General features: G+C 39.6%; 21 protein-coding genes and 1 other annotated feature. All 21 genes read right to left on the bottom strand.

Annotation, left to right across the window (positions count from 1 at the left end):
- Positions 1-2: 2 nt before the first annotated feature.
- On the bottom strand, positions 3-773 hold the full coding sequence (gene rlmB, locus BLR36_RS14495; protein ID WP_093062469.1) for a 23S rRNA (guanosine(2251)-2'-O)-methyltransferase RlmB: 771 nt from the start codon (positions 771-773) through the stop codon (positions 3-5).
- Positions 774-1193 (bottom strand): Mini-ribonuclease 3, encoded by a 420-nt coding sequence (locus tag BLR36_RS14490; protein WP_093062468.1) that lies wholly within the window; start codon positions 1191-1193, stop codon positions 774-776.
- Between the two features lie 4 nt (positions 1194-1197).
- A complete protein-coding gene (gene cysS / locus BLR36_RS14485; RefSeq protein ID WP_093062467.1) occupies positions 1198-2598 on the bottom strand; it encodes a cysteine--tRNA ligase in 1401 nt (466 codons plus the stop codon).
- Complete coding sequence (gene cysE / locus BLR36_RS14480) at positions 2595-3251, bottom strand: serine O-acetyltransferase (RefSeq protein ID WP_093062466.1); 657 nt, start codon at positions 3249-3251, stop codon at positions 2595-2597. Before cysE ends, cysS begins: the two co-directional genes overlap by 4 nt.
- Positions 3252-3307: 56 nt before the next feature.
- Positions 3308-3526: a binding site (T-box leader), on the bottom strand.
- A 60-nt stretch (positions 3527-3586) separates the two neighbouring features.
- Positions 3587-5050 carry a glutamate--tRNA ligase gene (gene gltX / locus BLR36_RS14475; protein WP_093062465.1) on the bottom strand — a complete coding sequence of 488 codons (1464 nt, stop codon included), beginning with the start codon at positions 5048-5050 and terminating at the stop codon, positions 3587-3589.
- Positions 5051-5253: 203 nt separating this feature from the next.
- Complete coding sequence (gene ispF, locus BLR36_RS14470; protein WP_093062464.1) at positions 5254-5733, bottom strand: 2-C-methyl-D-erythritol 2,4-cyclodiphosphate synthase; 480 nt, start codon at positions 5731-5733, stop codon at positions 5254-5256.
- Positions 5734-6426 carry a 2-C-methyl-D-erythritol 4-phosphate cytidylyltransferase gene (gene ispD / locus BLR36_RS14465; RefSeq protein ID WP_093062463.1) on the bottom strand — a complete coding sequence of 231 codons (693 nt, stop codon included), beginning with the start codon at positions 6424-6426 and terminating at the stop codon, positions 5734-5736.
- Positions 6427-6492: 66 nt separating this feature from the next.
- Positions 6493-7575 carry a PIN/TRAM domain-containing protein gene (locus BLR36_RS14460; protein ID WP_093062462.1) on the bottom strand — a complete coding sequence of 361 codons (1083 nt, stop codon included), beginning with the start codon at positions 7573-7575 and terminating at the stop codon, positions 6493-6495.
- A gap of 258 nt (positions 7576-7833) precedes the next feature.
- Positions 7834-9204 (bottom strand): DNA repair protein RadA, encoded by a 1371-nt coding sequence (gene radA, locus BLR36_RS14455; RefSeq protein WP_093062461.1) that lies wholly within the window; start codon positions 9202-9204, stop codon positions 7834-7836.
- A 186-nt stretch (positions 9205-9390) separates the two neighbouring features.
- On the bottom strand, positions 9391-11838 hold the full coding sequence (locus BLR36_RS14450) for an ATP-dependent Clp protease ATP-binding subunit (RefSeq protein ID WP_093062460.1): 2448 nt from the start codon (positions 11836-11838) through the stop codon (positions 9391-9393).
- The gene (locus tag BLR36_RS14445) at positions 11835-12929 is read right to left on the bottom strand and encodes a protein arginine kinase (RefSeq protein ID WP_093062459.1); all 1095 of its coding nucleotides are present in this window, start codon (positions 12927-12929) and stop codon (positions 11835-11837) included. The genes BLR36_RS14450 and BLR36_RS14445 overlap by 4 nt, the downstream gene beginning before the upstream one ends.
- Positions 12919-13464 (bottom strand): UvrB/UvrC motif-containing protein, encoded by a 546-nt coding sequence (locus BLR36_RS14440; RefSeq protein ID WP_093062458.1) that lies wholly within the window; start codon positions 13462-13464, stop codon positions 12919-12921. The genes BLR36_RS14445 and BLR36_RS14440 overlap by 11 nt, the downstream gene beginning before the upstream one ends.
- A 17-nt stretch (positions 13465-13481) precedes the next feature.
- Positions 13482-13955, bottom strand: a complete 474-nt coding sequence (locus BLR36_RS14435; RefSeq protein ID WP_090567701.1) for a CtsR family transcriptional regulator — start codon at positions 13953-13955, stop codon at positions 13482-13484.
- A gap of 128 nt (positions 13956-14083) precedes the next feature.
- The gene (locus tag BLR36_RS14430; protein ID WP_093062457.1) at positions 14084-14593 is read right to left on the bottom strand and encodes a GNAT family N-acetyltransferase; all 510 of its coding nucleotides are present in this window, start codon (positions 14591-14593) and stop codon (positions 14084-14086) included.
- 20 nt (positions 14594-14613) lie between these two features.
- Positions 14614-15621 (bottom strand): ribosome small subunit-dependent GTPase A, encoded by a 1008-nt coding sequence (gene rsgA, locus BLR36_RS14425; RefSeq protein WP_139185103.1) that lies wholly within the window; start codon positions 15619-15621, stop codon positions 14614-14616.
- Positions 15622-15930: 309 nt separating this feature from the next.
- Complete coding sequence (locus BLR36_RS14420) at positions 15931-16890, bottom strand: ABC transporter ATP-binding protein (RefSeq protein ID WP_093062455.1); 960 nt, start codon at positions 16888-16890, stop codon at positions 15931-15933.
- A gap of 12 nt (positions 16891-16902) precedes the next feature.
- Positions 16903-17829 carry a C40 family peptidase gene (locus BLR36_RS14415; RefSeq protein ID WP_093062454.1) on the bottom strand — a complete coding sequence of 309 codons (927 nt, stop codon included), beginning with the start codon at positions 17827-17829 and terminating at the stop codon, positions 16903-16905.
- A gap of 11 nt (positions 17830-17840) precedes the next feature.
- On the bottom strand, positions 17841-18923 hold the full coding sequence (locus BLR36_RS14410; protein WP_093062453.1) for a dipeptide epimerase: 1083 nt from the start codon (positions 18921-18923) through the stop codon (positions 17841-17843).
- Between the two features lie 12 nt (positions 18924-18935).
- Positions 18936-19859: a S66 peptidase family protein gene (locus BLR36_RS14405; protein WP_093062452.1), complete on the bottom strand. Its 924-nt coding sequence runs from the start codon at positions 19857-19859 to the stop codon at positions 18936-18938.
- Between the two features lie 218 nt (positions 19860-20077).
- Positions 20078-21730: a peptide ABC transporter substrate-binding protein gene (locus BLR36_RS14400; RefSeq protein ID WP_093062451.1), complete on the bottom strand. Its 1653-nt coding sequence runs from the start codon at positions 21728-21730 to the stop codon at positions 20078-20080.
- Between the two features lie 55 nt (positions 21731-21785).
- Complete coding sequence (locus tag BLR36_RS14395; protein ID WP_093062450.1) at positions 21786-22814, bottom strand: ABC transporter ATP-binding protein; 1029 nt, start codon at positions 22812-22814, stop codon at positions 21786-21788.
- Positions 22815-22817 lie beyond the last annotated feature (3 nt).

Raw genomic sequence — 22817 nt, 5'->3', positions numbered from 1 at the left:
TCTTATCCTTTTAGCGGATTTCTAACGCGCCATATTTCATATAACAAGACAGAGGCTGCTACCGATGCATTAAGACTTGTTACATGACCGACCATAGGCAAATAGTAAAGAAAATCACATTTATCTCTTAACAGTCGACTCATTCCTTTTCCTTCGCTACCTATAATAAGGGCAAGAGGAAGTGTCGCATCCATATTTCGATAATCAGTAGATTTTGCAGCATCTGTTCCAGCAATCCATACACCGCGCTCTTTTAGCTCATCCACTGTTTGGGCCAAGTTACCTGCACGATAGACAGGAATATGTTCGATCGCTCCTGTAGATGCTTTTGCAACTACCGCTGTTAGTCCGACCGCTCTTCTTTTCGGAATAATAATTCCATGGGCTCCTACCGCATCTGCTGTTCGCATGATAGAACCAAGATTATGAGGATCTTCAATTTCATCTAAAATAATGAAAAGAGGATCCTCTTGTTTACTAGCTGCCAGCTCAAATAGATCGTCTAATTCTGCATAACGATAGGCAGCAACCGATGCCACTATTCCTTGATGGTTTGCATCGGTTAAGTTATCCAATTTCTTTTTAGGCACGAACTGCACGATTATCCCAGCATCTTTGGCTAGTTGAATAATTTCCGATACGCCACTTTTTTGAATACCTTCCGCTAGCCAAACCTTGTTCATATCTCTACCGGCACGAAGAGCTTCAACTACCGGGTTTTTCCCAGCAATAAGTTCTCCAGTTTGCTCCGTTTGATCATTTTTTTCCGCCATTTATTTTTTCGCCCCTTTCTGTTCATCTATAAAGTTAATCGAAAAATTCAGCACTTCTTGCAAACGTTCCGTTTGTTCACTTAAGTATAGACTCCCAATGACTGCTTCAAACGCTGTACTATGGTGATAAGTAATAACGTCAGTATTTTTTGGAACTGATCCTGATTTTGCATTACGTCCTCTTCGAAGTACTGCCTGTTCATCCTCTGTTAGAAACTCTTTATCTAGCATTTCTTTTACAATCATCGCTTGTGCTTTTGCGGATACATAAGTAGTAGCTTCTTTGTGTAAAATATTTGGTCGAACCCGCCCAGAGCGGATGAGATGTTCTCGCACAACTTGTTCGAAAACAGCATCACCCATATAGGCAAGCGCTAAAGAATTTAATTGTTTGACATCCGAAAGCTTTAAATTTCCCACAAGTTTATCCTCTTTTCCATCGGATACCCTGTGCAGTATCTTCTAAAATAATATTTAGCTCTTTTAATTGATCTCTAATTTCATCTGCACGAGCGAAGTTACGATCCTTTCTTGCCTGATTGCGTTCCTCGATCAATGCATCGATTTCTTCATCCAATACTTCTTTTTCCTTGGCAAATGAAAGTCCCAGGACAGCCGTTAATAAATCCATAACGGATATAAATTGTTTTAATACGTCTTCACTGGTTTGTTTTTCTTGTAAATACGTATTCGCGAGTTTCGACAATTCAAAAATAGCTGCTATTCCATTTGCTGTATTGAAGTCATCATCCATTGCTATCTCAAATTGCACTTTCACATCGGCAATTTTTTGGAACCAAATATCCTTATAATCCCCTAAATTTGCAGTGGTACTTAAGCGATGAACTAAATTGTCGTACGCTGTGTGAATACGGTCCAAACCAGCCTCCGCTTGCTCGACCAATTCTTTTGAATAGTTAATAGGATTTCGATAATGAACACTTAACATAAATAGACGTAAAACTTGCGGGTCAATTTGCTGGCGAATATCATTCACTAATACAAAATTACCGAGTGATTTCGACATTTTTTCGTTGTCTATATTTATATACCCATTATGCATCCAGTATCTCGCGAATGTTTTACCAGTTCTAGCTTCTGACTGTGCAATCTCATTTTCATGGTGAGGGAAGGTTAAATCCTGGCCTCCAGCATGAATATCAATTGTATCTCCTAGAATTTCACGTGCCATTACAGAGCACTCAATATGCCATCCCGGACGCCCCTGCCCCCAAGGGCTCTCCCAGAAGATTTCTCCAGGTTTTGCGGCTTTCCAAAGGGCGAAGTCTAATGCATCTTCTTTTTTTACGCCAGTTTCAATTCTAGCTCCGACCTTTAAATCATCTACAGACTGATGAGAAAGCTTACCGTATCCATCAAATTTTCTCGTGCGGTAATAAACATCTCCCTGCGATTCGTATGCGTAGCCTTTTTCCTCTAATACTTTGATGAATTCAATGATTTGATCCATGTGATCTGTTACACGAGGATGTGAATCTGCTCGATTGCAGCCAAGTGCTTCCACGTCTGCAAAGTAAGCGTTGATAAAACGTTCTGTAAGCTCTGATACATCTTCTCCGAGTTCATTTGCCGCTTTAATAATTTTATCATCCACGTCTGTGAAGTTAGAAACGTACGTCACGTCATATCCGCGATATTGTAGATACTTTCTTACCGTATCGTAGACAATTACAGGTCTAGCATTACCGATATGGATATAATTGTAAACAGTTGGACCACATACATACATTTTGACCTTGCCTTCTTCGAGTGGGATAAACGGTTCTTTCTCGCGCTTTAATGTATTGAAAATTTGGATTGTCATGACCAGTTTCTCTCCTTTTCTTTCGTTAGACGGTCAACTTCTTTATGAAGCTCCTCTATTTTGGCTTCCATTTGTTTACATCGGTCAGCAAACGGATCGGGAAGGTCTTGATGATCTAGGTTTCGCTTCACTTTTACACCATCTTGAATGACGACAACACCCGGAATACCAACGACAGTTGAATTAGTAGGCACATCCTTTAATACAACCGAGCCAGCCCCAACTTTACTATTTTCCCCAATTGTTATCGATCCTAATACTTTTGCTCCTGTCGCAACTAGAACATTATTATGAAGTGTTGGATGTCTCTTTCCTTTTTCTTTCCCGGTACCACCTAGTGTGACACCTTGATAAATCGTGCAATCATCTCCGATTTCACACGTTTCTCCAATTACTACACCCGAGCCATGGTCGATAAAAAAACGTCTCCCAATTGTTGCTCCTGGGTGAATTTCTACACCTGTAAAAAATCTACTAATTTGCGAAATGACACGCGCTAAGAAAAAGAATTTCTTTTTAAATAATGCGTGCGCAATGCGATGACTCCAAATGGCATGTAAACCTGCATATGTTAATACAACCTCTAGCTTGCTATTAGCAGCTGGATCTTGTTCAAATACTACTGCAATATCTTCTTTCATTCGTTCAAACACAAGATTGCCCTCCTTTCATTTTTCCCCATAAAAAAAGTCTCTGTCTATAAAATATAGACAGAGACGCAAGTTGCGTGGTTCCACTCTGATTGGAAAATATAAAAACTTTTCCCACTCGGCATCTTTAACGCAGATGATACGTTCAGCCTACTTAAAAGTTCGGCATGACGCTCGAAGGTGCATTTCAGTAACTCATAGGCTCAGACCACTTTCAGCCGGTGATGGTCCTCTCTAAAGAGTATGCTTTACTTACTTCTCCTCGTCTTCGCTTTACTATTTGTTTTGCTTTCCAATTTGTAACACCATTTTCACATCTTGTTAACGGAAAGTCAATCTTATTGTTTTGCGAATTTGGCAACGCGAGCAATTACTTTATCTTTTCCAATTAAACTAATGGCATCAGCTAATTCTGGACCATGCATTTGACCAGTCGTTACTACACGGATTGGCATGAAAAGGTTTTTTCCTTTATGACCAGTTTCTTTTTGCACCGCTTTAATTGCAGCTTTAATCTCTGCAGCTTCAAACGCATCTAAGTTTTCAAGCTGTGATTTGAAGGCAGCCATAACTTCAGGAACCTGCTCCCCAGCTAACACTTCTGTTGCTTCTTCAGTATATGCAATTTCGTGATCAAAGAATAATGAAGATAATTCAACTATTTCAGCACCAAAACTCATTTGCTCATGGTAAAGAGCAATAAGCTTTGTTGCCCACGTAAGTTCTTCTTCCGATAATTCAGCTGGAAGTAGATCTGCTTTTTGAAGATGTGGTAGTGCAAGCTCTACTACTTTTTCAAGCGGCAGTTGTTTAATATATTGGTTATTCATCCATGTAAGCTTTTGTTTGTCAAACATCGATGGTGATTTTGAAAGACGTGACACATCGAAGTTTTTGATGAATTCCTCTTTCGTGAAAATTTCATCTTCTCCTTCAGGTGACCACCCTAATAATGCAAAGAAGTTAAACATTGCTTCCGGTAAATATCCAAGATCTTTGTACTGAGTAACAAATTGAATAATCGACTCATCGCGTTTGGAAAGCTTTTTACGATTTTCATTGATGATTAATGTCATGTGACCATACTTAGGGTATGCCCATCCAAATGCATCGAAAACCATTAATTGTTTTGGTGTGTTCGATAAATGCTCTTCCCCACGGAAAACATGAGAGATTTCCATAAAGTGATCATCTAATACTACGGCATAGTTATATGTTGGAATCCCATTAGCTTTCACTAATACCCAGTCACCTACGTCCTTAGATTCAAAAGTAACGGATCCACGAACTAAATCTTCAAATGTATAAGTTATATTTTCTGGCACTCGCATACGAATCGTGTAGGCTTGGCCCGCATGTTCTTTTGCTTGTACCTCTTCTTTTGATAAATGACGGCATTTACCATTGTACATAGGAGCTGCAATACCTTTTTCTTTTTGTACTTCACGTTCTGCTTCTAATTCCTCAGAAGTACAGAAACATTTGTAGGCATGTCCTGTTTCTAACATTTCTTCTGCGTGCTTTGTATATATATCTAGACGCTCCATTTGACGATATGGCGCATAAGGTCCACCTATATCTACAGATTCATCATAGTCTATTCCTAACCACTTTAAGTTTTCAAGCTGCGATAACTCGCCACCTTCTACATTACGTTCTATATCTGTATCTTCAATACGAACAATAAATTTACCGTTATGGTGACGTGCAAATAGGTAGTTAAATAATGCTGTACGTGCTCCTCCAATATGCAAAAATCCTGTTGGACTTGGCGCGTAGCGTACGCGAACTTCTTGTGTCATAAGTGTATCCTCCTAGTTTTCGTTCAAATCAAATCCACCTTGGCGTTTTTGTGTCCAGATTTTGAATTGAGCTTGCTCAATTCACTCTCTACAAAATCTATGACATTCGCCGGAGGCATCACTTAATTCAGTAAGATTTCGGTCTTTTGCTGAATTAAGTGTAAACTTCATTCATTCTACCATTGCTTATATGTTTTTTAAAGTTAGTCCTTCTTAAGAAGCAATATTGTAGCCATCGATGCTATTCCTTCTTCGCGCCCTGTAAATCCAAGTTTTTCAGTTGTGGTAGCCTTCACATTTACCTGAGAAACATCCGCTTGAAGTAACTCCGCCACACGCTCACGAATCGTTTCAATATATGGTGCCATTTTTGGTTTTTGTGCAATAATGGTACAATCTATATTCCCTAACTTATATCCACGAGCATCTACTAGCTTCCAAATATGCTCTAATAGCTTCGCCGAATCCGCATCCTTGAATTCAGGGTCTGTGTCTGGGAAGTGTCTACCAATATCGCCTTCTCCAATCGCACCTAAAGCGGCATCTGTAACAGTATGTAGTAATACATCTGCATCTGAGTGACCAATTAGCCCTCTTTCATAAGGAATTTCAATCCCACCTATTATTAACGGACGATTATCCGCAAATTCATGTACATCAAAACCTTGTCCAATTCGCATCATTTATTGTTCCTCCTGCTCCCGCTTATTTAAAATAGCCTCTCCATATAGAAGATCTTCACTCGTTGTCATTTTTACATTATCATAGGTACTATCAACAATATGAACACGCTCTCCTAGTCTTTCTACGAGCATTGCTTCATCTGTCCCAAGAAACTTTTCTGCTTCTGCTAGTCTTTCTGCTTTTTCTAATAATGCATATTGAAATGCTTGAGGCGTTTGAATAATCCATAAGCTTTCTCGATCGACTGTTTCTTGAATTATACCATCTTCTACTTTTTTCATTGTATCTTTTGCCCGAACTGCTGCAACTGCTGCCCCAGAAGCACCTGCTGCTTTTACTAATTGTTCTATTACTTCCTGATGAATAAATGGTCTTGCTGCATCATGAACGAGAATTACTTCTTTAGATGTAACTACTTTTAAAGCAGCATATACACTATGCTGCCGTTCTTCACCGCCCTCTACAATGGCAGAAACCTTCGTAATGCGATAATCCATTAATAGCTGTTCAATGAATAGTTGTTCCGTCTTTTTCACAGCTAATACAATTTGTTCACAATTAGGATCTTTGTCAAAAACTCTTAAAGTATGTACCAAAATAGGAATATTCCGTAGCTCCAAAAATAATTTATTTTTATCGGCACCCATTCGCTTCCCACTACCTGCAGCTGGTATTAAAACAGTATACAACATGTTAATGATCCTCCATCACACAGAAAAAGGGCGTATTCCTTTTAAAAAGGAAACAACCCTTCTTCGTTATTTCGAGTCTTGTGGTTTTGCAAATATCATCCGACCCGCCGATGTTTGAAGCACACTTGTCACTTCTACATTTATAGCCTGTCCTATATATGCTTTACCACCTTCCACTACAATCATCGTCCCATCATCTAGATATGCAACACCTTGATTGTGCTCTTTACCATCTTTAATGACAACAACATGCATTATTTCCCCGGGAATAACGACCGGCTTTACGGCATTTGCTAAATCATTAATATTCAAAACCCGTACTTGGTGCAGGTCACAAACCTTGTTTAAATTGAAATCATTTGTAACAACGATTCCATTCATCTTTTTAGCGAGACGAACTAATTTTAAATCTACCTCTTGGATATCCTCAAAGTCTTCTTCCACGATTAACACGGCGGAAGCTCGTTCTGTTTGTAGTTTTTTCAGTACATCTAAACCCCGACGACCTCTAGTTCGTTTAAGCGTATCCGAAGAATCTGCAATATGCTGTAGCTCAGTTAAAACGAATTGTGGAACAACAAAAACTCCTTCGATAAATCCCGTTGTCGAAATATCAGCAATACGTCCATCAATAATAACACTTGTATCCAACAATTTATAAGTTCCTAGACTCAATTCTTGGTTATCATCTTCCACTGTTTTCTTTTTGCTACTATTTTGTTTAGAGGGAGTAAAAACCTGTAGAAGCTCATCACGCTTTTTAAACCCAACTTGAAATCCTAAGTATCCCAAAACAATTGACAATAATACGGGCACAACCGAGCCTAGTATCGCGATATTATTAAGCGCAGAACCTAGGAAAAAGGCAACGATTAATCCTATTACTAGACCAAGCGTTCCGAATAACAAATCTCCAATAGGGGCTTTTAATAACCGCTCCTCCATCCACTTGATAAAGTTAATTAAGTAATCGGTCATAAATAATGCGGCCACGTATAACAAAAATGCTCCAACTAAAACAGAAATATACGGATTGTGAATCCAAGGGTTGTCAGATAAATTAAAAAGCTCGTATAAGTGCGGTAAGAATAGTAAACCCAATGTTCCACCAATTAAAACAAACGCAATTTGAATAATCCATTTTAACAAATATGCCACCTCCATTTATTTCATTATACTTCCAACTTTCACAATAAGTCTAATCAGAAAAGCGCAGGTGCCCACTCAAGCCCCGACAAGCGTTGGAAGAATGACGATAAAGGCGTCCTTTGCCTTTATTCGACATTCTGAAACGACTCGAGGGGCTGGGCGCCGGAGCTAGACCGAACAGAAAACCAAGACGCCACCCTGTAGCAAGTGCACGGATAGCGTCTATAGCTAGCTAGTTAGCATTTACTCGTGTACTAATTATGAAAATGCTATTTTCATCGCCTCGTTAACTGTCTCAATCCCTATAATTTGTATGCCTTCTGGATAATCCCAACCTCCTAGATTTGAGGCTGGAACAATCGCTCTGTTAAAGCCAAGCTTGGCAGCCTCTAGCACACGCTGTTCAATTCTAGACACCCTTCTTACTTCTCCAGTTAATCCGATTTCCCCGATAAAACAATCTGTCGGTGTGACCCCTGTATCTCGGAAACTAGAGACGATACTTACTAGGACGGCTAAATCGATTGCAGGTTCGTCTAATTTTACTCCTCCAGCAACTTTTATATAAGCATCTTGCGTTTGAAGTAATAATCCCATTCTCTTTTCCAGGACCGCCATTAGTAGAGAAACACGATTTTGATCAATACCAGTAGCCATACGTTTCGGATAATTAAAGCTAGATTGAGTCACTAACGCTTGAATTTCTACTAATATAGGTCTAGTACCTTCCATAGAGGCAACAATGGCAGAACCCGCTGCCCCGTGAGATCGCTCCTGCAAAAACAATTCAGAAGGATTAAGTACTTCTTTTAAACCAGATTGAACCATTTCAAAAATGGCAATTTCATTCGTAGAGCCAAAACGGTTTTTCTGAGATCTTAAAATACGATACGTATGGTGACGTTCTCCTTCAAAGTACAAAACGGTGTCTACCATATGTTCCAATATGCGTGGACCTGCAATTTGACCTTCTTTTGTTACATGTCCCACTAAAAAGATTGCTACATTTTTGGTTTTGGCTATTCGCATAAGCTCTGCTGTACATTCTCGAACTTGCGATACACTACCAGGTGCACTAGTCACTTCAGGATGATGAACAGTTTGAATAGAATCCACAATGACAAATTTAGGCTCTACACTCTCAATAGTTTCATTGATTAACTCCAGGTTGGTTTCAGAGTAGATATAAAGCTCAGCTGATGTCACTCCTAAGCGTTCTGCACGGAGCTTTGTCTGACGGATGGATTCCTCACCCGAAATATACAGCACTCGCTCTCCTTTATTGGCAAGTAAAGCTGAAACCTGTAACAGAAGTGTGGACTTCCCTATACCCGGATCTCCACCTATTAAAACGAGCGCCCCCGGTACAATCCCTCCACCTAGCACACGATTCAATTCAGCAAAGTCTGTTGTCACCCGTGGTTCTTCTTGTGTGATTACTGAAATAATCGGAGTAGCCTTTTGCGCTGTGCCTTCTGAGTGCTGAAAGGAACGTTTTGGACCTTTGGAAACTATTTCAGTTTCTTCTACCATCGTGTTCCAATCACCACATCCGGGACATCTCCCCATCCATTTTGCAGATTCATAACCACATGAGTTACACATAAATTTCGTTTTCTTTTTAGCCATAATACCTCCTAATATGTATAACGAAAAGCGCAAGCGCCTATCCAAGCCCCACAAGCGCTGGAAGAATTGCAATAAAGGCGTTCTTTGCCTTTATTCGCAAGTCTGAAGCGACTCGAGGGGCTAGGCGCTGGAGCTAGACACTTATAAAAAAGGGCATTCCGGAATTTTTTCGGAATGCCCGCAATATTAACCCTCTGTGACTAAAGCTTTCGTGCGAACAACAAACTCGTTGTCTTCTACATCAAATATTACATGCTGTCCATTCAATACTTCTCCTTTTAAAAGCTCTTCGGATAGTCGATCTTCAACATGTTTTTGAATCGCACGGCGTAAAGGACGCGCACCATATTCAGGTTCATAGCCTTCAGTTGTAATTTTTTCTTGTGCTGCTTCTGTAATTTCTAACTCAATACCTTGTTCTTTCAAGCGTTTTGATAATTGTTCTGTCATTAGTGAAACAATTTGTTTTAAATGCTCTTTTTCAAGAGAATGGAACACAATCATTTCATCTAGACGGTTTAAGAATTCTGGGCGGAATGCTTTTTTCAATTCTTCTAGCATTTTGCCTTTCATATCTTTATAGTCTGTCTTACCGCCTTCCGTTAAGTTAAATCCAACGTATTTGTTGAATTTAAGTGCATCTGCACCGACATTGGATGTCATGATGACTACCGTATTACGGAAATCTACTGTGCGACCCTTAGAGTCAGTCAATCGTCCATCCTCTAACACTTGAAGAAGAATATTAAAGACATCTGGGTGTGCTTTTTCAATCTCATCTAATAGGATAACAGAGTATGGTTTACGACGTACTTTTTCTGTCAATTGTCCACCATCGTCAAACCCGACATATCCTGGAGGAGAACCAACTAGACGGGAAGTGGAATGCTTCTCCATATACTCAGACATATCTACTCGAATCATCGCATCCTCGTCTCCAAACATCACTTCTGCTAACGCACGAGCAAGCTCTGTTTTACCTACACCAGTAGGACCTAAGAAAATAAATGAGCCAATAGGACGTTTTGGATCTTTCAAGCCTGCACGTGCACGACGAATAGCTCTTGAAATTGCGTCCACTGCTTCACTTTGACCAATAACTCTTTCATGTAATTTATCTTCTAGTTTTAATAACTTTTCAGATTCAGTTTGTGCCAGCTTAGAAACCGGTACTCCAGTCCACATAGACACAACTGCAGCAATATCATCTATTGTTACTTCAGACTCTTCTTTTCCTTGCTTCTCTTTCCAGTTGTTTTTCATTTTTTCTAGTTCATCTTTAAGCTTTTGTTCTTTATCACGGAATGATGCGGCTTTTTCAAATTCCTGACTTTGCACTGCTGCATTTTTCTCAGATCGGATAGCTTCTAGTTTAGTTTCTAATTCTTTTAAATTTGGAGGTGTTGTATACGAGCGTAAACGAACTTTAGACCCCGCTTCATCTATTAAATCGATGGCTTTGTCAGGTAAGAAACGATCAGAAATATAACGATCTGACATTTTCACAGCAGCTTCTACCGCTGCATCTGTAATTTTCACACGATGATGCGCTTCATAACGATCACGTAAACCGTAAATAATTTGGATAGCTTCCTCAACAGAAGGCTCATCTACTTGAATTGGTTGGAAACGACGCTCAAGCGCTGCATCCTTTTCAATATATTTTCTATATTCATCTAGCGTTGTCGCACCGATACATTGAATTTCTCCACGAGCAAGAGCTGGTTTCAAAATATTCGAAGCATCAATAGCACCCTCTGCTCCACCTGCACCAATTAACGTATGAAGTTCATCTATGAATAAGATAACATTGCCCGCTTGGCGAATTTCATCCATCACTTTTTTCAAACGATCTTCAAATTCCCCACGATATTTTGTACCAGCAACAACCGTACCCATATCAAGTGTCATCACTCGTTTATCGCGTAGGATTTCAGGCACTTCATTTTGTACAATTTGCTGTGCTAGCCCTTCAGCAATAGCTGTTTTACCAACACCTGGTTCTCCAATTAGAACTGGGTTGTTTTTTGTACGACGAGCTAAGATTTCAATTACTCTTGTAATTTCTTTACTACGACCAATTACAGGGTCCAGTGTGCCTTCTCTTGCAATTTGCGTTAAGTCACGAGCTAAACCATCTAGTGTTGGTGTACTTGCTGGAGCAGCCCCATTGTTTCCATTACTATGAGCTTGCTCTGTGCTTCCTAATAATTGAAGCACTTGTTGACGAGCTTTGTTTAAACTTACTCCTGCATTGTTTAGAACACGAGCGGCTACACCTTCTCCTTCACGGATAAGTGCAAGCAATAGATGCTCAGTTCCAATATACGAATGCCCTAATTTTCGAGACTCATCTACTGAAAGTTCAATCACTTTTTTCGCACGAGGTGTGTAGTTAACGATAGGTCCAACTTCTTCTTTACCCGCTCCTACTAGTTCCTCGATTCCCGCTTCGATTACTTTCAAGTCTACTTCTATTGCTTCTAATGCTTTAGCAGCAATTCCACTACCTTCTCGGATAAGACCAAGTAATATATGTTCCGTCCCTATAGATTCATGCTTTAAGCGAATAGCCTCTTCTTGTGCTAGTTGTAATACTTTTTGAGATCTTTGTGTAAAACGATTAAACATCATTCAGATTCCTCTCCTTTTGTTTTCTGTTTTTCTTCTTTTTGCAATCGTTCCCTTAACAGCTTCGCGCGAAACATATCCCGCTCGGAGGTATTCAATGAAGTTCCTGCATATTTTTGTAGGAATCCTGGTTGCATAAACACCATACATTCATTCAAGATAGATACATCCACATCTTCTATGAGTCCCATATCAATCCCTAATCGTACATCTGATAGGCATCTTGCTGCTTCATCGGTTGCCATAATACGAGCAAATGATAAAGTTCCTAAAGATCGATATAGTCGGTCTTCTAGTGTATTGGCTGAATGCTTTATAAGTGCATCTCGTGCTTCTCTTTCTTTTTGAATAATTTGTTCGGTAATACTCTGAAGATCAGCAAGTATGTCTTCTTCTGACTTACCAAGTGTGGTTTGGTTGGACACTTGATATACATTACCGAGCGCTTCACTACCTTCTCCGTAAATTCCTCTAACGACCATTCCTAGTCTTGATATAATCGTTACAATTCTATTCATTTGCTTTGTCATCGTTAATGCTGGTAAATGCATCATGACAGATGCACGTAGACCAGTACCAGTATTGGTAGGACAGCTTGTTAAATAACCAAACTGCTCGTCGAACGCATACGGTAATTCCTTATCTAATACACGATCTAATTCATCTGCCTGTGCGTAGGCTTCTTGAATTTGTAGGCCTGGAAAAAGGCATTGTATCCGTATATGATCTTCTTCGTTGACCATCACACTAACAGATTCATCATCCGACAACAAAACCGAGCCAGTCATCGGGGAGTTCGCAAGCTTTGGACTAATCAAATGTTTTTCTACTAATACTTGACGACTTAGTTCTGATACATCCTTTATATGAATGGAAGAAAATTGCATCTGCAATTCGTCACTTGCATCTAGCAAGGTGGCAGAAACAGATTGGTCAATTTTATGCGCCTCATCTTCTGTAAATGCTAAAGGAAAACGATAGCCATTCAGATTTCGAGCTAACCGTATTCTTGTACTCATCACAATATCTGAATGCTTTCCTTCTCCAGCCATCCAACTAGAAATGGAGTTATCTAAAAAGTGATCAATTGACATCAGTTTGGTCACCTCCTGTAGAAAGTTGACTTTCCAAGTCCCTAGCTTCATCTCTCAGCTTTGCGGCTTCCTCAAAGCTTTCACTATCAATCGCTTCTTTCATTTGTGAGCGAATTATTTCTATACGTTTTTTTATAGCAATTTTTTCCCCTAGCGCACCTGGAGCCTTTCCAATATGCGTCGTATTGCCATTATGAAGTCTTTTAAATACATTTGGTAACTGGGGACGGAAGCTGTGGTAGCAATTTGCACAACCAAATTTTCCTTCGTCTAAAAACCGCTGAATTGACCAACCACATTCATCGCAAACAATCATGTTTTTTTGTTGTTTTTGTTGCATTGGTTGTTGTTCTGTTTGACTAAACCAGTTCGATAATAGTTGATGTAGAGATAATGGATCTTGTTTGTACTCTACATAAAACGGGTGGAGGCTATTTGCACAGACCTCACAATAATGTCTTTCAAAGTGTTCACCATTATGCACTTGCGTAACCGTTACTTTCGCTGGTCTTTGCTTACAATTTTCACAAATCACCTTTCAACACACCCCGTTCATTTTTCACTTTTTTCGTATTTTAGTGTTAATAACATGGCACATAAAATACGTGACCGTAGTTCATCTCTTGCTGGTAGCGGAATAGCAAGAGTTGTTCGATTTAAAGCTGCTAAAATGAGTTTTGCTTCGCGCTTAGAAATAACATCCTCATCGATTAACCGAAAAACGATATCTTCCGTCACAGATTCAGAAGCCCCATTTTCTAGTGTTTGTATAATATGCTCTATTAAATCAGCTTTTGTATGAGCTCGAACGCGGAGGATTCGAATATATCCCCCTCCACCTCGTTTACTTTCTACTAAGTATCCGCGGTCTTGGGTAAATCGTGTATTGATTACATAATTTATTTGAGATGGGACACACTGAAATTTTTCTGCAATTTCACTTCGCTTAATTTCAATTTGTTCCTTACTTCCTTCTTCTATAATTGCCTTCAAATACCCTTCAATTATGTCAGATATATTTTTCATCTTCTCACCTCTTCTCACAAACTGACTTTGACTAACTTTGACTATATTATAACGAGAATTTTTCGCATGTGCAATTGATACGATTTGCCCTTAAAAAGAAGAAAAAACTACAAACAGTCGTTTGTAGTTTAGGATATATCAAAATGAATATTCATATTCAATAAATCTTTTTTTCCCTCATATACCAGTTGTGTGATATAGAAATCCGGTTCTACTTCAATTTCCGCAAATTTTTTAAAATTATATCTCTCATATAACATGATTGCAGGTACATTTTTTGCACCAGTTGATACAACTACCTTTTTATCATTAGCTATGACTGTTAATAGATAGTTCAATAATTCCGATGCAATCCCTTTCCGAAAATGATTAGGGTCCACTACAAGTCTACATATATCAATCAATTCACTTGTATCTTCATAAGAAATAAAACCTACAGAAATAAAACCTACCAATTTCGAGCCCTCTAACTTTCCAAGAAATAGTTCGTTGGAATTTTTTATATCCTCTACAGTGTCCAAAAGCCTTGGGATCCCATCAAATTCGATTAAATCAGCTTCTACTTTATACGCTGGTAATTGAATGGACAGAATACATTCAGCGACCTTTTCTTCATAGTGATTGATTAACTGAATCATCCGTTACCTCACATCTAAAACTAGATTTTCTTTTTATAATTATTTCGTTGAGACTTCGTAATTTGCTTCCATTTATTCGTTTCTGCTTTTTTAGCTACTGCATCGTTTTTTCGATCGATATGCGCAAGTTCTCTCATTAGTTTTACATAGCTTTTATAGCGTTCTTGTTTAAGCACACCGCTGTAAATAGCCTCCTGAATCGCACAGCCCGGCTCTTTTACATGCTGACAATCACGAAAACGACATGTTAAAGCGAGCTCTTCAATATCCTGGAAGCTAGCACTAACTCCATCACTCGTATCCCAAAGCTGAAATTCTCTCATACCAGGCGTATCGATCAGTAAACCACCTTCTGGCAATAAAGTCAGTTCCCTATGCGTGGTCGTATGACGTCCTTTACTATCATCTTCTCTAATATCATTCACAGTCATTACTTCAACACCTGACAATGCGTTTATTAAAGATGATTTCCCTACTCCGGAGGATCCTAGTAATGCACCTGTTTTATGAGCAGCCAACAGATTTCCTAGTTGTTCAATACCCTCTCCTGTAACACTACTCACTGCATATATGTCAACACCAAATGCAATAGCTTCTACTTCTTTTATATAATACTCTAAGTCATCGCAGGCATCTTTTTTCGTTAACACTACAACTGGTGTCGCCCCAGAATCCCATGCCGCCAATAAGTATCTCTCTAATCTACGGACATTGAAATCATGATTGAGCGACATCACTAGGAATACAAAATCAACGTTAACCGCAATTAATTGTATTTCGGTCGTCAATCCTGCCATTTTCCTCGAAAATTGGGAGCTACGAGGAAGTACTTCATGAATAATTCCTTTTTCTTCGCCTGGCATTTGTTCAAGCACTACCCAGTCTCCAACTGCCGGAAATGCTTCTCTTCCATGCTCGAACTTAAATTTACCGGAAAGTGAGCAGAGTAGCTCCCCTTCATTTGTTATCACTCTATATAAATTCTTATGCTCTAGCAGCACGCGACCAGCAATTCCACTACCTGTCATTTTTTCTTCCCAATTACTATTCCAACCATATTGTTCGATTAAATTCAATTTAACTTCCTCCTAATTTTATATAAAAAAACCATGACTGCACGAATCAGCAGCCATGGTTTCCCGATCATTAGTAAAGAAGCGTATATCTGTTTAGAGAAATACGGAGTGGGATATCATGAACTTACTGATTCGTGGATACGTATATACATTTGCCATAATTCCTCACTCCTTCCTTTAAGTTATTTTCAGAATACTACAAGTATTAATACTTCGTCAATCTAAATTATGCAAAATATTATTTATGACATGGGCACTTTTTTAATTATAAAGATGACAGGCCACGAAATGACCAGGCTCTTGTTCCTTCCAAGCGGGTCTTTTTTCCGCACATATGGACATAGCATGTGCACATCTTGTGCGGAACACACAACCCGAAGGTGGATTTATCGGGCTCGGAAGTTCTCCATGCAATAAAATACGTTCTCGTGCTTCCTCTATATCCGGGTCTGGAATCGGAATCGCAGATAACAAAGCCTGTGTATAAGGATGTAGCGGATTTTCATATAATTGATGACTCGTGGTGAGTTCTACCATATGCCCCAAGTACATGACCCCTATTCGATCCGAGATATACTTGACCATCGATAAATCATGCGCGATAAACAAATAAGTAAGATTTTTTTCTTTTTGTAGTCGTTGAAGCAACTTTACTACTTGCGCTTGTACGGATACATCCAACGCAGAAATGGGCTCATCTGCAATGATAAACTCAGGATCTAACGCCAAAGCCCGTGCAATGCCGATTCGTTGACGTTGACCTCCCGAAAATTCATGAGGGTACCGATTTGCGTGGTCTTTGTTAAGCCCAACATCCTCTAGTAATTCATACACTCTAGATTTTAATTCTTCTTTTTTATATAGTTTATGTATTTCCATCGGTTCTGCAATAATTTCAAATACAGTGGAACGCGGATTTAAAGAAGCATATGGATCCTGAAAGATCATTTGCATCTTTTTCAAATACCCTGTTCTTTCCTTGTCACTCATCTCATGCACATTTTTATCTTCAAACAGTACTTTTCCCTCTGTTCTATTGTACAATCCTAAAATAGTCCGGCCTGCGGTGGATTTACCACAACCCGATTCTCCCACTAGACCAAATGTTTCTCCTTTGACGATATCAAAGCTTATCCCATCAACAGCCTTTAAGGTCTCCCCGTGCCCAATGTCAAAATGGCGTTTCAAATCTTGAACAGATAATAGAACCTTTTCCGTCATGTAAATCCCCCCTTAAACGGCATATCTTCTAACTGCACAAATTTCCTTTTCTAACTTAGATCCTGCTAACACTAAAATTTCTACTGTTTTCCCAGTTGAATGCGAGTGCAAAAGCAGTCCATTCCCATAATAAAACCCAACATGCCTAACTGGTCCAGTCCCTTCATCATTTGCAAAAAACAGTAAGTCCCCAACTTTCCAAAGAGAAGAGTCATGTATAGATATTTCTTCTCCCATTTTGGCTTGGTCACTTGCATCTCGAGGTATGATAGACCCACAAGCCTTCAGCATATTATACGTAAAACCTGAACAATCATAGCCATAAGGAGACATGCCACCCCACAGGTAAGGCAAGTCTAAATAATTTTCCCCTAAAACTACCGCCTCTTCTGCGGTCCTTTTTGGAATCTGCTCCACAGAAGGTGCAAATTGAGCATGTACTTTGGATAGTAACGCTTTGCCGTTTGGTGTGTGGACGGTATAAAATACTTCATCCTCTGACACTATGGGTAGAATAGTATTAAATGGTAAAACTAGTAGCGGCTTATTTTGCAAATCCCATAGTTGAGCTTTTCCAGACGAAACTCTTGCGATACCTTTAGAATCTACTTGTTCGGCAGGCTGTATTTGTGCTAGCGGAATCCACCCTGGGTAACCCCGACTATCTTTTTTAGATGGCTGCCAAAGAGCAATAACTTTTGCCCATTCCCCTTCTATCACTTCCACAAGCACTGGCTCTGCGTAAAGAAGCTGTGTTTGCACACGATTTTCATTACATAACGCTAGCCTTTCTTTGTATGGTAATGCCTCAAGCCATTCCCCTAATAACACAGGATTTGAGATTCCTGGATTATCTATGTCTCTAGCAGAATTAGGTTCAGTCCAAATAGTTCCTACCTTTACAGCGCAAACCCACTCTTTCGTTTTATCAAATGGCATCTTTTTGCCTCCTAATCCAAATTCACATGTGCAATCCCTAAACCTGGTTCGTTGGAAAATGTCATAATACTTTTTTCATAGATTACACCACCGACTATTAAATCATTTGCCAGCATTAATGGTGCATCAAAGTCGAAATAGCGAATATTTGCCTTACTTGCTGCAAAATGTGCAGCGACCGTGATACCTAATTTTGTTTCAATCATACTGCCAACCATACATTTCACGCCATTTGCCTCTGCAAACGTATTAATTTTTTGAGCGTTATAAATACCTGCTGACTTCATTAGTTTTATATTGATCAAATCAGCAGCTCGCATGTTCAGAACTCGTATAGCATCGTGTACTGAAAAAACACTTTCATCTGCCATAATTGGAGTATGCGTACGATCCGTAACATATTTTAATCCTTCTAGATCCCAAGCAGATACTGGCTGCTCTACAAATTCGATGGATAGACCTGCATCCTCCATTAAACCAATTGCTTTTACCGCCTCTTTTGCATTCCACCCCTGGTTAGCATCTAGTCTGAGCTTTGGTGTCATTCCCACACGTTCTCGAATAGCGCGGATACGTTCGATATCATCCTTTATAGCACCAATCCCTACCTTGACCTTTAAAACATTAAATCCATTCTTTATGTACCGTTCCGCATCATCCGCCATCTCAGTAGGGTCATTCACGCTAACGGTGAAATCGGTTTCTAGTGCATCCCGGTAACCTCCTAGAAATTGGTATAAAGGAACACCAGCATACTTAGCAAGTATGTCATGAATAGCCATGTCTACAGCCGCTTTAGCACTCGTATTTCTTACTAAGACCGTGTTTAGTTTCTGAAACACCTGCTCACTTTGTAAAATATTCATACCGATTAACTGAGGAGCAATTATTTCGTTAATGGCGTAGCGTATACTATCCATCGACTCTCCAGTAATTACATGGGTTGGTGGCGCTTCTCCATAACCAACTATTCCATTACTTGTCGTAATAGTCACATACACCGAGTAAGCCGTTGTTACCGTTCGCAAAGCAGTTTTAAATGGTTTAGTCAGTGGAATCGCCACATCAACAGTTTCAATCGATTTTATATACAAGCTTCGCTCCCCCTATTCCACTCCAGGTAATATGGTTAAAGACAAGTTATTCGCATCTAGTTCTGCTTCTATCCCAAGTGGTACTGCAAAGTGAGGCTCACAATGCCCGATTTTAAATCCTTTCACCGCAGGTTTTCCTAATTTACCAATATAGTGATCAAACACTTCATCTAAAGACAAAGTAACTGGTCTTTTTTTCGGTTCAGCGTCACTAAAATCTCCGATCACAAAACCAGCTGCCGCATCTAAAATACCAGCTTGACGTAGTTGGTTAAGCATACCGTCGACTTTATAAGGCTCCTCTCCCACATCTTCTATGAAAAGTAGTTTTCCTTTCGTGTCTACCTCGTACTTCGTACCTACACCATTAGCAAGAAGGGATAGATTACCTCCTGTAAGTTCTCCTCTTACAATGCCTGGAGAGACTTGGGTCAATGGAGATATTGCTTCGGTATAATATAGCTCCATCGGATTAAACAACTGTTGAAACATTTTTTTAGATAGCTCGGAAAACGTATCTTTACCCACATCCGAGGCTAACATTGGTCCATGGAAGGTAACGATGTCCGAGTATAAGTTCATCCCGGTATGCAGAAAGGTTATATCCGAGTAGCCCCAAAAAACTTTTGGATTTTCATGCATTAATTGAAAATCGATTTGATCTGTATAACGCGCAGAACCATAACCACCACCTGCACAAATAATTCCTGCGATATTGGGATTAGCGAACATCTCGTGTAAATCTTCTAAACGTTCCTCATCAGTACCAGCTAAATAACCATGTACATTTTCTACACTTTTTCCAAGCTGATAAGATAAACCCAACTCCTCTAAGAAGGCAAACGAACGCTTTAAGTTATCTAAATTTGGTGGACTGGAGGGAGCAATAATTCCAATAGTATCTCCTTTTTGCAATCGTTTCGGGCGAATTTTCATCTGTTATTTCTCCTTTGTATTCTATGTAAGAAAAGGGCGGCACCAAAGGAGGCACCGCGACCTTTCTATAATCACTTACTTAGGCGCTTGCGCTTTTATTCTTATCCAGCTTCAGCGCCTAGCCCCTCGAGTCGCTTCAGTATTTCAGCAAAGGCAAAAGACGCCTTTACGTGAAATACTTCCAGCGCTTGTCGGGGCTTACTTAGGCGCTTGCGCTTTTATTCAATATTAGCCCATTTTAAGTCCATGTAGCCAACTGGATGTCTTACGATTCCTGAGACTGTTGGTTTTTCAAGTGTTACTTGGTTGTAATAGTGAACTGGGAAAATTGGCATTTCATCCATTAATAATGCGTCTGCTTGGATAAGCATTTGCCAACGTTTTACTTCGTCCGTTTCCTTCTTAATATCGGCAATTAGCTTATCAAACTCTGCATTAGACCATGTTGTACGGTTCATGGAAGAACCTGTGATAAAGCTTTCTAATGCATTCACTGGATCTGCGTAGTCAAATAAGAAGGAAGAACGAGACAATTGATACTTAAACTCTTTTTGCTCGGTCGCAAACACACTTGCTTCCACATTTTGTAGTGTTACGTCTACTCCTAATACTTCTTTAAATTTGCTTTGCAGTGCTTCCGCGATTTTCTTATGAGTATCGCTTGTTGAATAAGTTAATGTTACTTCAGGTAACTCCGTATAACCCTCTTCAGCCATACCTTCAGCCAAAAGTGTTTTTGCTTTTTCTGCATCGAACTCTACAAGTTTGCCTGCAGTTTCTCTAAATTCTTTTCCATCCGGCCCTACAAATCCGTAAGGCACAAAGCCTTCTGCTGGTTTTTCACCATTCTTCGTTACAAATTCTACTATTTCTTGTTGATCAACCGCTATACCAAAGGCTTGGCGTATTTTTTTATTTGTGAAAGGCTCTTGTGAAACATTGAAACGATAGAAATATAATCCTGCTTGGTCTTCATTTTTTAGTTCTGGAGAGTCCATTAACTGATCAGCCAACTCCGATGGTACTCCTGATACATCTAGCTCCCCTGTTTCGTACATTTGGTATTCGGTATTCGAATCGTCTACCATAGCCCATTCTACTTTATCTAGCCCTACAGTGTCTGCATCCCAATAATTTTCATTTTTCTCAAATGTAAAGCTTACATCATGTTCCCATGCAGCTAACTTAAACGGACCATTCCCTACAAATGTATCTGCTTCTGTATACCAAGTCGCATTTTCTGTTGCTACTTTCTCATTGACTGGGAAGAAACTTGGATTTGTAATGATATTCAAGAATGCTTCTGTAGGAGTATTCAACTTCACTTCGAATACTTTTTCCTCCAATGCCTTAATAGCAACATCCTCAGCTGCGCCTTCTCCACTGTTATAGGCTTCTGCTCCATCTATGAAGTACGCTAAAAATGCAGCAGGAGAAGCTGTTTCTGGATTTAACATATGCAACCATCCATAAACAAAATCACTCGCTAATACTGGTTCCCCATTAGACCATTTTGCATCGTCGCGAATGGTAAATGTATACGTTAGACCATCTTCTGATACATCAATTTTTTCAGCTGTTGCAGGTTCTGCCAAATGATCCTTTGAAAGTCTCACTAGTCCTTCCATTAGGTTGTTCAAGGCATTCCAAGAAACCGCATCGAAGCCAACAGATGGATCAAATGATGTTGGTTCATTTCCATTGTTTAGTTTTAGTACTTTTTCTGTTTCCGGTTCTGCTGCTGTTTCCTTTTCTTCCCCTTCGTTACCTGTATTAGTTACTGGTTTTTCACCAGCATCCTTCGTGGCTGTACAAGCACTTAACACAAGGACAAATAACGCTACTACAAATAATGATAACCATTTCTTCATCTTAGTTCCCCCTTTGTAATATATATGTGAATGCACTTACGCGCGCTCATCCTATTCAAGATTGTTCTTGTAATACCTTTGCACGTTTATCTTGAAGCCAACAGTCAACCGAATGCGATTCAGATATTGTAGTCGTGAAAGGATATACATGATCACATACTTCCATCGCATACGGACATCTCGCTGTGAAAGGACATCCTTTCGGAGGCGAAAATAAATCGGGTGGTGTTCCATCAATTGGTTGTAACTCTTCCTCTACTAAATCTAGACGAGGAACTGAATTTAACAGCCCTTTCGTATATGGATGCTCTGGTGTGTAAAAAATGGCACGCTTATCTCCGATTTCTACAATTTTGCCGGCATACATGACCGCTATTCGATCAGCAATTTTTGCAACTACTCCTAAATCATGAGTAATCAATATAATCGATATATCGGTTTTCTGCTGAATCTCCTCAAAGAGCTCTAAAATTTGTGCTTGAATCGTTACATCGAGCGCTGTGGTCGGTTCATCTGCGATCAATAGTTCAGGTTCACAAATGAGCGCAATGGCAATCACAATCCGTTGTCGCATTCCTCCAGAAAATTGGTGCGGAAATTGCTTTAAACGCTCTGTAGGGTTTGGTATTCCTACAAGTGCTAACATCTCTATCGCTTTTTGCTTCGCTTCTTGTTTGCTTACTTTTTTATGTGTTCTTAGTCCTTCCGTTAATTGCTCCCCAATCGTGAGCGTAGGGTTTAGAGCGGTCATCGGATCTTGGAAAATCATTGATATGTCGACACCTTGAATTTTCCGCAGTTGCGGCTTCGTCATACCCGTCAACTCTTTCCCTTTAAAAACAACACTACCATTCTTAATAATGCCGGCAGGCTGTGGTATTAAACCCATAATGGCATTAGATGTAACGCTTTTTCCACACCCTGATTCACCTACTATTGCAAGAGTTTCCCCTTGATATAAATCGAAACTAACACCTCTAACAGCTTCAACCTCTCCACCATACGTCCGAAAAGAAACTTGAAGATTATCTACCTGTAGCACTTTTACATGTGAACTGACCTTCTTTTGTTTCCTGCCATTCATCCT

This window comes from Psychrobacillus sp. OK028, assembly GCF_900103605.1.
Classification (GTDB): Bacteria; Bacillota; Bacilli; order Bacillales_A; family Planococcaceae; genus Psychrobacillus.
This window is presented reverse-complemented; position numbering and strand designations above follow the sequence as displayed.